Origin of the sequence: Pseudomonas typographi (assembly GCF_014694385.1) — a bacterium.
Lineage (GTDB): Bacteria > Pseudomonadota > Gammaproteobacteria > Pseudomonadales > Pseudomonadaceae > Aquipseudomonas > Aquipseudomonas typographi.
Genome location: NZ_JAAOCA010000007.1, coordinates 187,879 through 203,969, shown reverse-complemented (window position 1 = coordinate 203,969; position 16,091 = coordinate 187,879). Strand labels below are relative to the sequence as shown.

Sequence of the window (16,091 nt, the reverse complement as noted above, 5' to 3'; positions counted from 1 at the left end):
CCCCAGACCACCCCGAACAGGCCCCAGCCCCATGGCCCGCGAAGCGATACCAAACAAAAGGGCGTGTAGCTGCCGGCGATCAGCAGGTAGATGGCCAGGTGGTCGAGCTTGCGCATGACCACTTTGGCCCGCCCGCGTACGCTGTGGTAAACGGTGGAAATCCCATACAGCGCCATCAGGGTGATGCCATATACCGTTGAACTGACGATTTTCCAAGGGTTACCTTGCACGCTGGCGTCGATGGTCAGCCAGGCGGCGCCGGTGGCGGCCAGCAAGGCGCCGACTAGGTGGGTCCAGGCGTTGAGCCGTTCTCCGTGATACATACGTCGATCCACTCCTGTCACGGTTCTGGTGTGATCGTTTTGGCCGTTCAGGCCGCCCGGCGGCAAACGGCGCGTCAAGATCATGCAGTTAACTGCTGAGACAACACCAACGCCATGCTACACAGAAAAGCCTTTCAGCTCCGTGAAGTCGGCTCGCCCGGGTGCTGCCAAGCCTGTTGCAGCAAGCGCTCGAGGCCATCGAGGTCTGGCACTTTGGCCACCACCTCAGCCAACTGCACCGCGGCCAGTTCGAAGCGCGCCAGCGGCACATCGACATAACTGAGTTGGCTGTCGACTTTCACCGAGCGGGGGATGCCCTGCACCAGCATGGCATAGAAGGCCAAAGGGCCACCGCCGATGGCGTTAAGCACGATGATATGGCTGCGCTCGCCCTGCGCCGGGGCACTGCCGCAGGCCGCCTCGAAGCACACCAGCGGCAACTCGCGGCGGCGCCAGGCGATATTGCCCAGGTGCCAGGAGGGCGCCCCGGGCACGGCGGTGCCGCTGCGATATTCGATCAATTCGGCCACCGCCACATTGGGTAGCACCAATTGGCGGTCGGCCAATGGTAGCAGCAACGCGGTCAGCGTCTGGCGCCGCTCGAGCGGGCGTTCAGGCATGCAGGCGGCTCCATTTGGCAATGCTCGACAGCAACTGGGCTTCTTGGAATGGCTTGCCCAGGTATTCGTTCACGCCGATGGCCATGGCCCGTTCCCGGTGCTTCTCGCCGGTGCGCGAGGTAATCATGATGATCGGCAGGGTGCTGAGGTGGGGGTTATTACGCACTTTGCTCGCCACTTCGAAGCCGTCCATACGCGGCATTTCGATGTCCAGCAGGAGCACGTCGGGGCGGTGCTCCTGCAGGATCGCCATGGCCTCGACACCGTCGCGGGCAGTCAGCACGCGCATACCATGGCGCTCAAGCAGCCGGCTGGTCACCTTGCGCACGGTCACCGAGTCGTCCACCACTAACACCAGCCGGGGCCTGGCCGGCAGCGTGTCGTTGCGTGCCTCCAAGGGCCCGGCGTTGTGGCCCGGGCGCAAGTGCTGGGCGCGGATTTGCCCGAGCAGGTCAAGGATCAATACCACGCGGCCATCGCCCAGGATAGTGGCTCCATTAAGGCCCGGCACGGCGCTGAACTGCGGCCCCAGGCTCTTGACCACGATTTCGCGCGAGCCATTGATCGCATCGACCTGCACCGCTACCTGGTGATCGTGCGAGCGCACCAGCAGTACCGGCAGGGCCTGCTCCTCGCCCAGCAACTCAGGCCGCGGGGCGCTGTGCAGCAGTTGCCCAAGGTAACGCAGGTCATGGGTGATACCGCCGTAGCGATAACGCGGCGGGTGGTGCCGGTAATGGGCGTCAAGTTCAGCCGGCTTCACCCGCACGATGCCCTCGATGCTGTTAAGCGGCACTGCATACAACTGCTCACCGCATTGCACCAACAAGGCCCGGTTGATCGACACCGCCAACGGCAGGCGAATCTGAAAACGCGCGCCCACACCCCGGCGCGAATCGATGGTCATTGACCCGCCCAGTTGCTTGACCTCTTCATGGACCACGTCCATACCGAGGCCACGGCCAGATATCTGGGTGATCTTCTGCGCCGTGGAAAACCCTGGTTGGAGAATGAACTGCATCACGTCGTGGTCGCTCATGTCGCTGTCGGCGCCCAACAGGCCACGTTTGACAGCCTTGCTGCGGACGGCATCGAGCGGCACACCGGCGCCATCATCGGCCAGTTCGATGACCACTTCGGCACCTTCATGGGTGACTTCCAGGGTGATCAACCCCGCTTCGGGCTTGCCCATCGCGCGGCGCACCTCGGCCGCCTCCAAGCCGTGGTCGACGGCGTTGCGCAGCATGTGCTCCAGCGGCGCGATCATCCGTTCAAGCACGGTACGGTCGATTTCCGCCTCGGCATGGCCGGTTTCGAAGTTCACCTGTTTACCCAGCTCTTCGGCGACCTGGCGCACAATACGTTGCAAGCGCGGCACCACACGCTCGAAGGGCACCATGCGGGTGCGCATCAAGCCTTCTTGCAACTGCGAGCTTACCCGCGCCTGGTGCGCCAGCAGCGCCTGGGCCTCGTGAGTACGGTCGTCGAGGGTGTCCTTCAGGTCAAGCAAGTCCGACACGGACTCGAACAATGCCCGCGTCAGTTGCTGCAATTGGGAATGGCGGTCCATTTCGAGCGGGTCGAAATCTTCGTAGCCGGCGCGCTCGAAGGTTTGCTCCCGCTGGCCAGCATCGGTTTCGCTGTCTAGCCGCAACAGTTGGTCGCGCATGCGTTGCAGGGTCATATCGACCTCGCGCAACGTATTGCGCGTGTCATTGACCTGCTGCTCTACCCGGCCCCTGGCGATGGCGGCCTCACCGGCCAGGTTGCCGAGGTCTTCCAGTACCTGGGCGGTCACCTTGACCATGTCGGTGGGCCCGCGTTCGAGCAACGCCGGTGCCGGCTCAGTGGCGACCGGCCGCTGCCCGGCGGCGTCGCCTGGCGCGGTGTGGGCGGCAAGCCCGAAACCATGCACCCGCGCCAGCAGCACTTGGTCGGCCAGCACCGGCTGGCCAGAGCGTACCGCATCGAGCATCTGGCCCAGGCGATCGTGGCCTTTTTGCAACAGCTTGAACAGCTCGGCGCTGGCCTGCAGCATGCCGGTCGAAAGCCGCTCGTAGAGCGTTTCAAGCTCATGGGCCAAATCGCCGAGCGGCGCGATTTCGACCATCCGCGCGCCACCCTTGAGGGTGTGCAGGTCACGCAGCAGGTTTTCCACTTCCAGCGTATTGCCAGGCTCGGCCTGCCAACGCAGCAGCGCCGCGCCCGCGCTCTCGACGATGTCGAAGCCTTCGTCGAGAAATACCTGCAGCAACTCCTGGTCGGTGTCAGCCTGTTCCGATGCGCCGCCCGGCCCAAGGTCGGTTGGCCAATCGTGGGGCTGGCCACTGGCCGCTTCAACGAGGCCCATGGCCCTAGGCGCCAGGGCCTGCTCATGCAGGTTGCGCAACGCCGCCACACGCTCCGGTGCCGGCGCCACCCCCTGGCCAGCGGCTAACTGGTCGAACATGTCGATCAACGCTTCATGGGCCTGCTCGGCCTGGTCGAAAAAAACCGGGCCCACGCCGAGGCTGGCGTCTTCCACAGCCCCGTATACATCCAACAACGCTTCACACAGTTCATCCACCGCGTGCAAATCTGCGGCGTGGGCGCCATGGGTGAGGGTGGTCAATGCGTCGAGCAGGGCAGCGAGCTGGTGCCGCGCCTGGGGCTGCTGGCGCCATTCACGCAAGAGTGTGTCGGCATCCAGCAGGGTGTCCAGGCCTTGGGCGAGAAATTCAGCCATCACCGGCGGCGCCCGCCGCGCAGGCTGCCCAGTAGCCGGCACGTGTGCCCACTGCGCCAGGCGCTCGGCGCAACGCTCACGCAGTTGGCCCACCAGGCTCACGACGGCGGCAGGGGCCGCCAACCGTTCGCCAGGCAACGCCCTCAACAGCCGGCGCAGCAGCACCAGCGCCGCTTCCAACAGCACGGTATCGGCAGGCTCTACGGGCAGTTGGTGGGCCTTGTACTCCCGGCTGAGCAGGTCTAGGCCTGCCGCCAGTTCCGCTACGCTGGCGACCCCGGCCATATAGGCACTGCCTTTGAGCGTATGCAAGGCACGGTGCAGGTCGTCTTCCGGCACGGCGGGCCCATCGCGCCGCACGCGCTCGATAAAATGCCCCAGCACCGTGACGTGGCCCAGCGCCTCGGCCTGGAAAATCGCCAACAGTGGCTCATCGTCGCCGGCATCGCCGGCCGGCAGCACCGCCAACGGCTCGGCCCCGGGCGGGCTGGCCAGCGGCGCAAGGTCTGCAAGGCCCAGCGCCCCGGCGGCGCCGGGCCGCTCGTCTAGCGCGGGCACGGCCTGTTCAGCCGGTTCGAGCCCCAGCGCGGCCAGCGCATCGCGGGCTTGGTCCAGGCTCGCCACATCACCCGCGGCAGGGTCGAGCAGCAAGCGCTGCAGGTAGTATTCAAGGGCACTCAACGCCTCGGCGAAGTGCTCCAACGCGTGTGTAGCCGGCGGTTCGCCGTGCACACGCTCAGCCACCCAGCGGTTGGCCAGCGCCAACAGCTGGCTTGCGCGCGGCAACGGAATGATTGCCAAGGCGCCGCGCAGGGGGTCGATCAACTCGAACAACGCCTGGAACCGCGGCGCCGACCAGCCGCTGAGCTGGCCATCGTTGATACAGGCCTTGACGTGCTCCAAGCCCACCAGCACCTCATGAAACACCAACAGGTGAATTTGCTGGATGTCGGTGGTGGGCTGGGCGGTACTCGCACCGCCTTCGACCGGCCCGGCCATGCCTGCCAAGGTGTTTTCGACGTAGACCAGCGCACTGGCAGCGTCCATCAGCTCGGCGTCTCGCGCAGGCGTTTGGCCCTGGGCGAGGCTTTGGATAACCCCCAGTTGGTCGATGATCACCCGGCGCGGTTGCTCAAAGCCCAGTACCGCCAGGGTATCGGCAACTTGGCGCAACGGCGGCAGCAGTTCAGCAAGCTGTGCCGGGTGTTGCCGGTCACTGCGCACGAATGCCTCCAGCCGCTCTTTGTGCCGCACCAAGTCATCGCACAACGCGGCGACCACCGACCGCAGTGCGTCACGGTCCGGCCCGTTGAGGTATTCGCGCTCGCGCGCCACCCAGGCAATGTCCAGCGGCGCCTCGCCCAGCCCGTGGTGGCGGGCAATGGCCTGTAAGCGCGGGGCGGGGCCACGGGCCTTGCCCAAATGCTCGCGCAAGCCGCGCAGCAGCTCGGGGTCGGCCGGGCGGTTCAAGCCGGCCGCGCCCTCTTCGGCCAGCCGCGCCAGCACCGGCGCGGTATCGCAGAGCAATTCATACAGCGACCGGCTGTCGGCGAGCAGGCCGAGCGCCACCGCCTCGGCCACCGCCGCCGCCACTTGCCACAGCGGCTGTAGCGGCGCGTCCTGGGCAAAGTGCTCAAGCTGGGCGTATACCTGCCCCAACTGCTCCAGGTGCACGGGCTCGTCGGGCTCGCGCAACAAGCCAGCCAAGGCATCCTGCAGGGCCTGGTTCCAATGCTGTAGCTGTGTCGCCAGCCCTGGGCCATCGCGCTCGGCCAACTGCTGGGCGCTCAGCGCCGCTGGTACCTGCAAGGCATGGTGCACCAGTTGCGTGTCGGCCAACGGTTGCGCCCCCCGGGCCGCACGCAATTCATTGATCAATGGCAGCAGTACCAGCGGCAGGTCGCGGCGGGCCAAATGCACCCGTTGCAGGTACACCGGCACTTGCAAGGCTGCGCGTTTGAGCAGTGGCGCGGCCTGCGCGGTGGCGGCCTTGCCGCTCGCCAGCGTTTGTGCCAGGCGCTCCATCTCCGCCACCAGCCAGGCAGCGCCCGGCACGTCGAGCAACTGCAGGGCACCCTGGGCCTGGTGTAGCAGGGCTTGGCAAAGCGCCGGGCCATCTCCGGGGCTATCCAATGCCTGGCGTGCCTGCCCCAGGGTGTCTTGCAACTCAGGGCCCAGCCACTGCAGGGCGACAAAATCCAGCGCAGTGCTCATGGCCGTTGGGCGCCGTGGGGCTCAGTGCCCTGTTGGGCGGGCAAGGTGAAGCCAGACACCGACCGGCGCATTTCGCTGGCCATCTGCGCCAGGGTTGCCATGCTGTCGGCCGTGGCGATGGAGTCGGCCGAGGTTTGCGTGGTGATTTCCTGGATCACCGCCATGGTGTGGGAAATCTGCCCTGCCGAAGAAGTTTGCTGTTGGGCGGCGTTAGAGATGCGCTGGATCAACGCGGCCAGGTCTTGCGACACACCTTCGATCTCTTCCAGCGCCACACCGGCATCTTCGGCCAGGCGTGCACCGCGCACCACTTCATAGGTGGTTTGTTCCATCGACATTACCGCTTCGTTGGTATCAGCCTGGATCGCCCGCACCAGTAGCTCGATCTGGCGCAACGCCGACGACGAGCGTTCGGCCAGGCGCTGCACCTCATCGGCCACCACGGCAAAGCCCCGCCCCGCTTCGCCGGCCATGGAAGCCTGGATCGCGGCATTGAGCGCGAGGATATTGGTTTGGTCGGCAATGTCGTCGATCAAGCTAACGATATCGCCGATCTCCTGGGACGATTCCCCCAGGCGTTTGATCCGGCGTGAAGTGTCCTGGATCTGTTCGCGGATGGTCTCCATGCCGCGGATGGTGTTGTGCACCCTTTCACTGCCCTTGTTGGCGATGGCAACCGACCGTTCGGCCACCTTCGCCGACTGGTAGGCATTGCTTGATACATGGTCGATGGACTGGGCCATGTCGCTGATGGCCAACGATGCCTCGCTGATTTGTTGGGCTTGGTGCTCGGAGGCCTTGACCAAGTGGTAGGCGCTGCCTTCGGTTTGCAACACCGACGAGGCGACGCGCTCGGCGGCTTGGTTGATGGTCGCCACCAGTTCACGCAGTTGGTCTACGGCATTGTTGATCGAGTCGGCGATGGTGCCGGTGAATTCCTCGGTCACCGAGGCGGTCACGGTCAAATCACCCGAGGCAAGATCTTCGATCTCGTCGAGCAGGCGCATGATGGCTGCCTGGTTACGGTCGTTTTTCTCGGCGGTTTCGCGCAGCCGCAGGTTGGTTTCGCGCACCATCACCTGGCCGATCAGGATGATCGAGGCCAGCGCCAGCAAGCCCAGTACGTAGCCGCCAATGGTATCGACCGAACGCCCCCCGGCCAGGTGCTCGAAGCCGGTGGCCAGGCGCGAGGCTTCGTCGAGCAGAGTTTGCGACAGGTTGAAGATAGCGGTGGTAGCCTCACGCACCTTGAACAAGGCCGGTGAGGTTTCGAGGATTTCGTCCACCGAGCCTGACACGAACTCGAACAACTCGGCGATGTCCGCCAGCCGAGCGCGGGCTTGCGGGTCTTCGACCTGGCTGATCTGCTGGCCCGGGTTGCCGTTGAGCATGCCATTGAGCACGACGCCAAAGCGGTTGGCGTCGCGGCCAAAGGCCTCGGCCGCCTGGGCGGCGTTTTCATCGCCCGCCAGCACGGTGTTCACCGAGCCCAGGATGCGCTCAGCCAACAACGATTGGCGTTGGGCCATGGCCACTTGGCTGGCCGGCGCGCCGCGGCGCAACAGAATGTCGACGACCTTCTCCGATTCCCCCTGCAACTGTGGCACGGTTTCGCTCAGCGTGGCGGCCACCTGGTGCAACGACAGCACCGTCTGTTCGCTGGCTAAAATGGTGTCGGCGTTCATCCGCAGGTGGTCCCAATCGTCCTGTACCGCGCGCATCTCATCGGCGACCTCATGGGGCGCCGGTGGTAAACCGGTGTGCTTGTCGCCTTCGAGCAGGTAGCGCCAACGCCGCTCGAAGTCGTTACGCGCCTCACTGAGCTGGCGGAACGCTTCGGCCTTGCCGGCGGCCGCCTCGGTGGCGTTCTTGGCGATGCGCTGCGACACCACGCGCAATTCGCCAGCATGGCCAATGTACTCTTTGTCGTAGTTGGCCCGGGTGTTGAGGTAGGCGAAATTGGCGAACAACAGCATGATGAAGATGATCAGCGCAACGAAAAGCCCGGCGATCTGCGCCGTGCTGCGCGAACCCTGGGCCCCTGGGGCGAGTTTGATCATGCCGGCCACCGGCGCGCGTTGCCTGGTTCAAAGCGCCACATTCATGAACTCCGCTATGGTCGTCAGCGCCAGCGGGCTGAACACGGCCCAATCGCGCTCACGTTGAAAATGCCCTTGCACAAAGGGTTGCAGGTTTTCTGGCAAGCCCGGCGGCCGCCCGGGGTCTAGGCGCAGCAGGGGAAAGTGCTGCAAGCCGGGCACCTCGTCGACCAGCAGGCCGGTGAATAATTCTTCGTGGTCAATGACCAACACCCGCCGCTGCTTGCGAACCGAGCTGCGCTCCTGCCCAAAAAAACCGCATAAGTCCATCACCGGCAACAGGCGGCCGCGCAGGTTAGCCACGCCGCGCACCCAATGATGCACGCCGGGCACCTGGGCCAGGCGGGGCTCGGGCAGCACTTCGACCACCTCGGCCATCGGTGCCACGAACCAGTGGCTGGCCAAGCGAAAACCAATCCCGCTCCAGCTTTGCAGGCGCGCGTCTTGCGAGGGCAGCGCCGACGCCTGGGCGCGGCAGCGGCGGTCGATATCCAGCAATAGCTCGAAGGCCGTGCTAGTGGGGTTCATCAACGCCCCGTCACCTCGCCAACACAGCGTCGAGGGTGCGCAACAGCGCGTCTTCCTCCAGCGGCTTGGTGAGGTAATCCCGCGCCCCTTGGCGCGTGCCCCATACCTTATCGGTATCTTGGTCCTTGGTGGTCACGATGATCACTGGAATAGCGCTGGTGTCAGGGTCCTTGGCCAGTTGCCGGGTGGCCTGGAAGCCGTTGAGCCCAGGCATCACGATGTCCATCAACACCGCGTCGGGTTTTTCCTGGCGCGCCAGCGCCACGCCGTCGGCACCGTTTTCAGCCTTGAGCACCTCATGGCCGTGTTTTTCCAGAATGCCGGTCAGTTTGTACATTTCAGTCGGCGAATCGTCGACGATCAGGATACGCGCCATGTTCTGCCTCGTGCGTCTGCGGCCAGGCCGCTGTTATGGCTAACCCTGCGGGGGTTGCCGCTCTGCCAGGTGCGCCTCTGGGCCTTGCCCTTGTGCGGCGGCAAAACCCGGGACCAACGCCTGGATCGCACCCAGTAGCTGTTCTTTGCTGAAAGGCTTGGTCAGGAACTGGTCGGCACCCACCACGCGCCCCTTGGCCTTGTCGAACAGGCCATCGCGCGATGACAGCATCACCACCGGCGTCGCCCGGAAATAGCTGTTGTGCTTGATCAGCGCGCAGGTTTGATAGCCGTCGAGGCGCGGCATCATCACATCGACGAAGATGATTCGCGGATGCTGGTCGACGATCCGGGCCAGGGCATCGAAGCCATCGATTGCCGTGATGACTTCGCAACCCGCCTCCTGCAAAAGCGCTTGGGCCGTGCGGCGAATGGTCTTCGAATCATCGACGACCATGACCTTGAGGGCCTTGGAATGCTGCTCCATGTTTGCTCTATCAGGCTATGGGTGCGAATGGAAAGTGCGGGCCCCGAATGATCCTCTGGGCTTTTTAGCACACTTGCCGGGCGCATTCCATGGCCGATACCTTGACCCGGGGCGCGCCTGGCATCACCCTGATTGCCCTTTTTCATCGCCCCGCCCCAAAGAGGATTCCCCCATGAGCGTACGCCTCGGAATTGTCATGGACCCTATCGCTGGCATTTCCTACAAAAAGGACAGTTCGCTGGCCATGCTGCTCGCCGCCCAACAACGCGGCTGGGAGCTGGTGTACATGGAGCAGGCCGACCTCTACCAGGCGTTGGGCCAGCCGCGGGCGCGCAGCCGCGCGCTGAAGGTATTCGCAGACCCGGCACACTGGTACGAACTGGGCGAGGAGCAAGACATTGCCCTGGCCGAACTGGACGCGGTGCTAATGCGCAAAGACCCGCCGTTCGACATCGAGTACATCTACAGCACCTACCTGCTCGAAGCCGCTGAGCGTGCCGGTGTGCTGATCGTGAACAAGCCGCAAAGCTTGCGCGACTGCAACGAAAAGCTCTTCGCCACGCAATTCCCACAGTGCAACCCACCCACGCTGGTCAGCCGCCGCCAAGACTTGCTGCGTGAATTTGCACGCGAGCACGGCGATGTAATCCTCAAGCCCCTCGACGAAATGGGCGGTGCTTCGATTTTCCGCCACCGCGACGGTGACCCGAACCTTTCGGTGATCCTTGAAACACTGACCCACCGGGGGGCCCACCAAATCATGGCGCAGGCTTATGTGCCGCAGATCGTAGACGGCGATAAACGCATCCTGATGATCGACGGCCAGCCTGTGGATTACTGCCTGGCGCGCATTCCCGCCAAAGGCGAAACCCGCGGCAACCTGGCCGCCGGCGGCCGCGGTGAGGCGCGCCCGCTCACCGACCGCGACCGCTGGATTGCCGCCCAGGTAGGCCCAGCCTTACGCGAAAAGGGCCTGCTGTTCGTAGGCTTGGATGTGATCGGCGATTACCTCACCGAAATCAACGTGACCAGCCCCACCTGTATCCGCGAGATAGACGCCGCTTACGGCACCGATATCGGCGGCAAGCTGATGGACGCCATTGCCGGGAAGTTAGGGGTATAGCGCACGGGCGGGGTGTTTCAGGCATTCCCATAAGGTTTCACGCACCAACACTGTGCAAGCCATTGCTGGGGCGCCACACCGGCAGCGGCAAATAGCCCATCGACAGCGGCCTGCTGGCCGCTTGGCGCGTGCAACGGCCCCCCATCTGTTATGATTTCGCCCGATCGCTCACGGGGCCGCCATGACCAGCTTCACCCACCTTCCCGCCCAGTTGTCTCGCGCTGCCCAGCGCCCGGCCGACCGCTTGGGGCTGGCGTTGGTCATAGGCGCGCTGCTGCACCTGGCGCTGATCCTGGGTATCGGCTTCAGCCCCGAACCGCCGCCGGCCATCCGCCAAACCCTGGAAATCACCCTGGCGACGTTCAGCAGCGACAAAGCACCGGAAAACGCCGACTTTCTGGCCCAGGCCAACCAGCAAGGCAGCGGCACGCTCGAAAAAAAAGCACTGCCCAAAAGCACTGAAGTGGCGCCGTTCGACGATACCGACATCAACCCGGTCACCCCACCACCGGCACGCAAGGTGCAGCCGGTGCAGGCGCCCCAGGCGCAAAAGGCCGTGGCCACGCGTGCCCAGCAAAAACAAAAGACCGAAGCCGCCCCGGAACCGAGCAAGCCCCGCGAACAGGCGCAAGACGCCACACCTGACCTGGACAGCCCGCAGTTGTCCAACCAGATCGCCAGCCTCGAGGCAGAGCTGGCGCGCGAGCAGCAAGCCTACGCCAAGCGCCCCCGTATCTACCGCCTCACGGCCGCCTCTACCCTTCGCGATAAGGGCGCCTGGTACAAGGAAGAATGGCGTAAGAAGATCGAACGCATCGGTAACCTGAATTACCCCGAGCAGGCACGCCGTGAAAAAATCTATGGCAGCTTGCGCATGCTGGTGTCGCTTAACCGCGACGGGTCGCTGTACGAGGTGCAATTGCTGGAGTCTTCCGGCACGCCGGTACTGGACGACGCCGCCATGCGCATCGTGCGGCTGGCCGCGCCGTTCGCGCCCTTCACCGGCGACTTGGCCGACATCGACCGGCTGGAAATCATCCGTACCTGGCGTTTTGGCAAGGGTGACCGGCTTTCGAGCAATTGATCGGGTCACATTTTCGTAAGCAATGCCGGCTTGTATGTCGGCCGGGGCGGCGCCACACTACAACCCCATGAAGAATCTTCAAACCAGCTACCTCAAGCATCAGTTTCTGATCGCCATGCCACACATGGCCGACCCGAACTTCGCCCACACCTTGACCTACGTCGTCGAGCATACGGCCAATGGTGCCATGGGCCTGGTAGTCAACCGGCCACAAGACCTGAACCTGGCCGACATCCTCGAACAGCTCCAGCCCGATATCGAGCCGCCACTCAGCGCGCAGTTAGTGCCCATCTACGCCGGCGGGCCGGTACAAACCGACCGTGGTTTCGTGCTGCACACCAGCGGCCCGGTGTATCAGGCCACGGTGGAGCTGGGCGGGGTATCGTTGTCTACCTCCCAAGACGTGCTGTTTGCCATCGCCGACGGCGCCGGCCCGGCCCATAGCCTGATCACCCTGGGTTACGCAGGCTGGGAGGCGGGGCAGTTGGAAGCGGAAATGGCCAACAACGCTTGGCTTACCTGCCCTTTCGATGCAACCGTGCTGTTCAACGTCGAAAGCGACCTGCGCCTTAATGCCGCGGCAAGCCGCCTGGGTGTCGACTTGCGCCTGCTCACCAGCCAGGCGGGCCACGCCTGATGCCGCGCCTGCTCCTGGGCTTCGATTACGGCAGCAAACAGATCGGCGTGGCGGTCGGCCAATCGATTACCGGCCAAGCGCGGGAATTGTGCACGCTCAAGGCGCAAAACGGCGTGCCCGACTGGTCACGGCTCGAAGCATTGGTCAAAGAGTGGCAACCCGACGCGCTGGTGGTCGGCTTGCCCCTGAACATGGACGGCAGCACCAGCGAGATGAGCGAGCGTGCCGTAAAATTCGCGCGCCGGCTGCACGGCCGGTTCAACCTGCCCGTGCATACCCACGATGAACGCCTGACCACCTTCGAAGCCAAGGGCGAGCGCCTCGCCCACGGCGGGCAGCGTGGCAGTTACCGGGACAACCCGGTCGACGCCATCGCCGCCCGCCTGCTGCTGCAGGGCTGGCTGGAGGCCAACGCCGGGCAGCCGGCCCCCTGATACCGAACGGCCCACGCGGGTGGGCCTGCGAGGAAGACGATGACCTTACCCAACCCTGCAGAACTCATCCGCCAAATGGCCGGCCGCCTTACCCAGCATTTGGCCCAGCGGCACATCCAGGCGCCTCGCTTCATCGGTATCCGTACCGGCGGTGTCTGGGTGACTGAGGCCCTGCTGGCCGAACTTGGCCGCCACGAAGGCTTCGGTACCCTGGACGTTTCGTTCTACCGCGATGACTTCAGCCAAAACGGCCTGCACCCGCAGGTTCGGCCCTCGGCCCTGCCGTTCGAAGTCGAAGGCCAGCATTTGGTGCTGGTCGACGACGTGCTGATGAGCGGCCGCACGATCCGTGCCGCCCTCAACGAGCTGTTCGACTACGGCCGCCCGGCCAGCGTTACCCTCGTGTGCCTGCTGGACCTCAACGCCGCGGAACTGCCCATCCGCCCCGATGTGGTGGGCGCCACGCTGTCCCTCGCCCCTGATGAACGGGTAAAATTGCTCGGCCCCAGCCCGTTGCTGCTGGAACGCCAGGCCCTCGCCACCAGCCTATAAGAGTCCCGCGATGACGCCACTCGACGCTAAGCGCCCGCTACAGCTCAACGATCAGGGCCAACTGCGCCATTTTCTCTCGCTCGACGGGTTGCCCCGCGAACTGCTCACCGAAATCCTCGACACGGCCGACTCGTTTCTTGAGGTCGGTGCCCGCGCGGTGAAAAAAGTCCCGCTGCTGCGCGGCAAAACCGTGTGCAACGTGTTCTTCGAAAACTCCACGCGCACGCGCACCACCTTCGAGCTGGCGGCGCAGCGGCTGTCGGCCGACGTGATCAGCCTGAACGTATCGACCTCCTCGACCAGCAAAGGCGAAACCCTGTTCGATACGTTGCGCAACCTCGAAGCGATGGCCGCCGACATGTTCGTGGTACGCCACGGGGAGTCCGGCGCCGCGCACTTCATCGCCGAACAGGTGTGCCCACAGGTCGCGGTCATCAACGGCGGCGATGGCCGCCATGCCCACCCCACCCAGGGCATGCTCGACATGCTCACTATCCGCCGCCACAAGGGCGGCTTCGAGAACCTCTCGGTAGCGATCGTGGGTGACATCCTGCATTCGCGCGTCGCCCGCTCCAACATGCTCGCGCTGCGCGCGCTGGGCTGCCCGGACATCCGCGTGATCGCCCCGAAAACGCTGCTGCCGGTGGGCGTGGAACAATACGGGGTAACGGTTCATACCGACCTGGCTCAAGGCCTGAAGGATGTAGACGTGGTCATCATGCTGCGCCTGCAACGTGAGCGCATGGCAGGCGGCTTGCTGCCCAGCGAAGGCGAGTTCTATCGCCTGTTCGGCCTGACCACCCAGCGCCTGGCACTGGCTAAACCCGACGCCATCGTGATGCACCCGGGGCCGATCAACCGTGGCGTGGAAATCGAATCAGCCGTCGCCGACGGCGCCCATTCGGTGATCCTCAACCAAGTCACCTACGGCATCGCCGTGCGCATGGCCGTATTGTCCATGGCCATGAGCGGCCAAGCCGCGCAGCGCCAGATCGAGCAGGAGAACGCCCAGTGACCTTCAGTATTCTTGGCGCGCGCCTGGTCAGCCCACACGACGGCCTGGACCAGACCGCGGACCTGCACATCGAAGCTGGCAAGGTGGTGGGCATTGGCCAGGCACCGGTTGGCTTCCACGCCGCCAGCACCCTCGACGCCGGCGGGCTGGTCGCAAGCCCTGGGCTGGTCGACCTCTCGGTGGCGTTGCGTGAGCCCGGCTATAGCCGCAAAGGCTCGATTGCCAGCGAAACCCGCGCGGCGGCTGCCGGCGGTGTCACCAGCCTGTGCTGCCCACCGCTCACCCGCCCGATACTCGACACGCCCGCGGTGGCCGAATTGATTCTCGACCGCGCGCGGGAGGCCGCTCACTGCAAGGTCTACCCCATCGGTGCGCTCACCAGGGGCCTGGAGGGCGAACAGTTGGCCGAACTGGTCGCCCTGCGTGACGTGGGCTGCGTGGCGTTCGGCAATGGCCTGAACCCGTTCCCGAACAACCGCACGCTGTGCCGCGCACTGGAGTATGCGGCCACCTTCGGCCTGACCGTGGTGTTTCACTCGCAGGACCGCGACCTGGCCCTGGGCGGGCTTGCCCACGAAGGCCCGACGGCCAGCTTCCTCGGCCTGCCAGGCATCCCCGAAACGGCCGAAACCGTAGCCCTGGCGCGCAACCTGCTGCTGGTGGAGCAAAGCGGCGTAAGGGCGCACTTCAGCCAACTCACCAGCGCCCGGGGCGTTGAGATGATCGCCCAAGCGCAAGCCCGTGGCCTGCCGGTCACCGCCGACGTGGCGTTGTACCAGCTGATACTCACGGACGAAGCGCTGGCTGGGTTCTCCAGCCTTTACCACGTACAACCCCCGCTGCGCACCCGCAGCGACCGGGAGGCGCTGCGCAGCGCGCTCAAGGCCGGGGTGGTCAGCGCGATCGCCAGCCACCACCAGCCTCATGAACGGGATGCGAAGAACGCGCCATTCGGCCAGACCGAGCCGGGGATCAGCAGCGTGGAACTGTTGCTGCCGCTGGCTTTGACCCTGCTCGAAGACGGCCTGCTCGACCTGCCGACCCTGCTCGATCGCCTGAGCGCGGGCCCCGCCAGGGCATTGGGCCTGCCTGGCGGGCGGTTGGCCGTGGGCACCGCCGCCGATTTGGTACTGTTTGACCTCGATGCCTCGACGGTGGCCGGCGAGCGCTGGCTGTCGAAGGGTGAAAACAGCCCGTTTATCGGGCACTGTTTGCCGGGCGCGGTGCGCTACACACTCGTCGATGGCAGGGTCACCTTCAGCGGATAAAAGCCCCCGAGGGCCTACGCCACAGGCTGCACGCTATCCCATGCGGCCTGCGGCGCGCCGGGCTCATCGGCGCTGTGCATTCCGTACCGACAACTGCTCGTTGAGCGTCCAAAAATCATACAGCACGCCCAGTAGGAACAACCCGCCGGTGAGCAAGTAAATAATCCCGGAGATCCACTTGCCCTGGTACATGCGATGCACACCGAACACGCCTAGAAAGGTCAGCAGCAGCCACGCCAGATTGTAATCCAGGCCACCGCCATGAAAGCGAAGGTCCGCTTCGCGGTCCATGGCCGGGATCAGGAAGAGGTCGACCAGCCAACCCACCCCCAAAAGCCCCAACGTGAAGAACCACAGGGTACCGGTCACCGGCTTGCCATAGTAGAACCGATGGGCGCCGGTAAAGCCGAAAATCCACAGCAGGTAACCTAACACCTTGCTGTGTGTGTCCTGCCGCGTGGCAGGTTGATAGCCATTCATGAGCGCTTCGCTCCCCTCTGATAATTAAATTTTTTAGGCAGGTATGTGACTTTTTGCCGATGCCCCGACAAGTGGTCACCACCCACCCTGGTAAGCGTAACGCCCGAGAATAGGGGGGTTCGAGTGG

The 16,091-nt window shown here is 64.6% G+C and carries 15 protein-coding genes; 7 read left to right on the top strand and 8 right to left on the bottom strand.

Annotation, left to right across the window (positions count from 1 at the left end; translation table 11 throughout):
- The 7 genes from trhA to HAQ05_RS07635 form a co-directional block, all read right to left on the bottom strand.
- On the bottom strand, positions 1 to 323 hold a 323-nt coding region (gene trhA, locus HAQ05_RS07665; RefSeq protein ID WP_190419051.1), incomplete at its 3' end, for a PAQR family membrane homeostasis protein TrhA.
- A 134-nt stretch (positions 324 to 457) separates the two neighbouring features.
- Positions 458 to 943 carry a chemotaxis protein CheW gene (locus HAQ05_RS07660; protein ID WP_190419050.1) on the bottom strand — a complete coding sequence of 162 codons (486 nt, stop codon included), beginning with the start codon at positions 941 to 943 and terminating at the stop codon, positions 458 to 460.
- Complete coding sequence (locus HAQ05_RS07655; RefSeq protein WP_190419049.1) at positions 936 to 5,882, bottom strand: hybrid sensor histidine kinase/response regulator; 4,947 nt, start codon at positions 5,880 to 5,882, stop codon at positions 936 to 938. Before HAQ05_RS07655 ends, HAQ05_RS07660 begins: the two co-directional genes overlap by 8 nt.
- A complete protein-coding gene (locus HAQ05_RS07650; RefSeq protein WP_190419048.1) occupies positions 5,879 to 7,942 on the bottom strand; it encodes a methyl-accepting chemotaxis protein in 2,064 nt (687 codons plus the stop codon). Before HAQ05_RS07650 ends, HAQ05_RS07655 begins: the two co-directional genes overlap by 4 nt.
- Before the next feature lie 27 nt (positions 7,943 to 7,969).
- The gene (locus HAQ05_RS07645; protein ID WP_190419047.1) at positions 7,970 to 8,509 is read right to left on the bottom strand and encodes a chemotaxis protein CheW; all 540 of its coding nucleotides are present in this window, start codon (positions 8,507 to 8,509) and stop codon (positions 7,970 to 7,972) included.
- A 10-nt stretch (positions 8,510 to 8,519) separates the two neighbouring features.
- A complete protein-coding gene (pilH, locus tag HAQ05_RS07640; protein WP_190419046.1) occupies positions 8,520 to 8,885 on the bottom strand; it encodes a twitching motility response regulator PilH in 366 nt (121 codons plus the stop codon).
- Positions 8,886 to 8,924: 39 nt separating this feature from the next.
- Positions 8,925 to 9,371, bottom strand: a complete 447-nt coding sequence (locus HAQ05_RS07635; RefSeq protein ID WP_190419045.1) for a response regulator — start codon at positions 9,369 to 9,371, stop codon at positions 8,925 to 8,927.
- 172 nt (positions 9,372 to 9,543) lie between these two features.
- Here HAQ05_RS07635 and gshB point away from each other — a divergent pair, with 172 nt between their 5' ends.
- From gshB to HAQ05_RS07600, 7 genes are all read left to right on the top strand, one after another.
- On the top strand, positions 9,544 to 10,494 hold the full coding sequence (gene gshB, locus HAQ05_RS07630; RefSeq protein ID WP_190419044.1) for a glutathione synthase: 951 nt from the start codon (positions 9,544 to 9,546) through the stop codon (positions 10,492 to 10,494).
- A gap of 181 nt (positions 10,495 to 10,675) precedes the next feature.
- On the top strand, positions 10,676 to 11,578 hold the full coding sequence (locus tag HAQ05_RS07625; RefSeq protein WP_190419042.1) for an energy transducer TonB: 903 nt from the start codon (positions 10,676 to 10,678) through the stop codon (positions 11,576 to 11,578).
- A gap of 67 nt (positions 11,579 to 11,645) precedes the next feature.
- Positions 11,646 to 12,215, top strand: a complete 570-nt coding sequence (locus tag HAQ05_RS07620; protein WP_190419040.1) for a YqgE/AlgH family protein — start codon at positions 11,646 to 11,648, stop codon at positions 12,213 to 12,215.
- Entirely contained in the window at positions 12,215 to 12,649 is a 435-nt protein-coding gene (ruvX, locus tag HAQ05_RS07615) for a Holliday junction resolvase RuvX (protein WP_190419038.1), read from the top strand. The genes HAQ05_RS07620 and ruvX overlap by 1 nt, the downstream gene beginning before the upstream one ends.
- A 39-nt stretch (positions 12,650 to 12,688) precedes the next feature.
- Positions 12,689 to 13,201 carry a bifunctional pyr operon transcriptional regulator/uracil phosphoribosyltransferase PyrR gene (gene pyrR / locus HAQ05_RS07610; protein ID WP_190419036.1) on the top strand — a complete coding sequence of 171 codons (513 nt, stop codon included), beginning with the start codon at positions 12,689 to 12,691 and terminating at the stop codon, positions 13,199 to 13,201.
- A gap of 10 nt (positions 13,202 to 13,211) precedes the next feature.
- Positions 13,212 to 14,216, top strand: a complete 1,005-nt coding sequence (locus HAQ05_RS07605; protein ID WP_190419034.1) for an aspartate carbamoyltransferase catalytic subunit — start codon at positions 13,212 to 13,214, stop codon at positions 14,214 to 14,216.
- Positions 14,213 to 15,484, top strand: a complete 1,272-nt coding sequence (locus tag HAQ05_RS07600; protein ID WP_190419032.1) for a dihydroorotase — start codon at positions 14,213 to 14,215, stop codon at positions 15,482 to 15,484. Before HAQ05_RS07605 ends, HAQ05_RS07600 begins: the two co-directional genes overlap by 4 nt.
- Before the next feature lie 63 nt (positions 15,485 to 15,547).
- Here the strand turns inward: HAQ05_RS07600 and HAQ05_RS07595 are convergent, their stop codons facing one another.
- On the bottom strand, positions 15,548 to 15,964 hold the full coding sequence (locus HAQ05_RS07595; RefSeq protein WP_190419030.1) for an NINE protein: 417 nt from the start codon (positions 15,962 to 15,964) through the stop codon (positions 15,548 to 15,550).
- Positions 15,965 to 16,091 lie beyond the last annotated feature (127 nt).

What these genes read in the sequence shown, in the direction of transcription:
- HAQ05_RS07645 (WP_190419047.1), bottom strand. Translation starts at nt 8,509, where the DNA reads ATGAACCCCACTAGCACGGCCTTCGAGCTATTGCTGGATATCGACCGC.
- HAQ05_RS07635 (WP_190419045.1), bottom strand. Translation starts at nt 9,371, where the DNA reads ATGGAGCAGCATTCCAAGGCCCTCAAGGTCATGGTCGTCGATGATTCG.
- HAQ05_RS07650 (WP_190419048.1), bottom strand. Translation starts at nt 7,942, where the DNA reads ATGATCAAACTCGCCCCAGGGGCCCAGGGTTCGCGCAGCACGGCGCAG.
- gshB (WP_190419044.1), top strand. Translation starts at nt 9,544, where the DNA reads ATGAGCGTACGCCTCGGAATTGTCATGGACCCTATCGCTGGCATTTCC.
- HAQ05_RS07655 (WP_190419049.1), bottom strand. Translation starts at nt 5,882, where the DNA reads ATGAGCACTGCGCTGGATTTTGTCGCCCTGCAGTGGCTGGGCCCTGAG.
- HAQ05_RS07595 (WP_190419030.1), bottom strand. Translation starts at nt 15,964, where the DNA reads ATGAATGGCTATCAACCTGCCACGCGGCAGGACACACACAGCAAGGTG.
- HAQ05_RS07660 (WP_190419050.1), bottom strand. Translation starts at nt 943, where the DNA reads ATGCCTGAACGCCCGCTCGAGCGGCGCCAGACGCTGACCGCGTTGCTG.
- HAQ05_RS07625 (WP_190419042.1), top strand. Translation starts at nt 10,676, where the DNA reads ATGACCAGCTTCACCCACCTTCCCGCCCAGTTGTCTCGCGCTGCCCAG.
- HAQ05_RS07605 (WP_190419034.1), top strand. Translation starts at nt 13,212, where the DNA reads ATGACGCCACTCGACGCTAAGCGCCCGCTACAGCTCAACGATCAGGGC.
- pilH (WP_190419046.1), bottom strand. Translation starts at nt 8,885, where the DNA reads ATGGCGCGTATCCTGATCGTCGACGATTCGCCGACTGAAATGTACAAA.
- ruvX (WP_190419038.1), top strand. Translation starts at nt 12,215, where the DNA reads ATGCCGCGCCTGCTCCTGGGCTTCGATTACGGCAGCAAACAGATCGGC.
- pyrR (WP_190419036.1), top strand. Translation starts at nt 12,689, where the DNA reads ATGACCTTACCCAACCCTGCAGAACTCATCCGCCAAATGGCCGGCCGC.
- HAQ05_RS07620 (WP_190419040.1), top strand. Translation starts at nt 11,646, where the DNA reads ATGAAGAATCTTCAAACCAGCTACCTCAAGCATCAGTTTCTGATCGCC.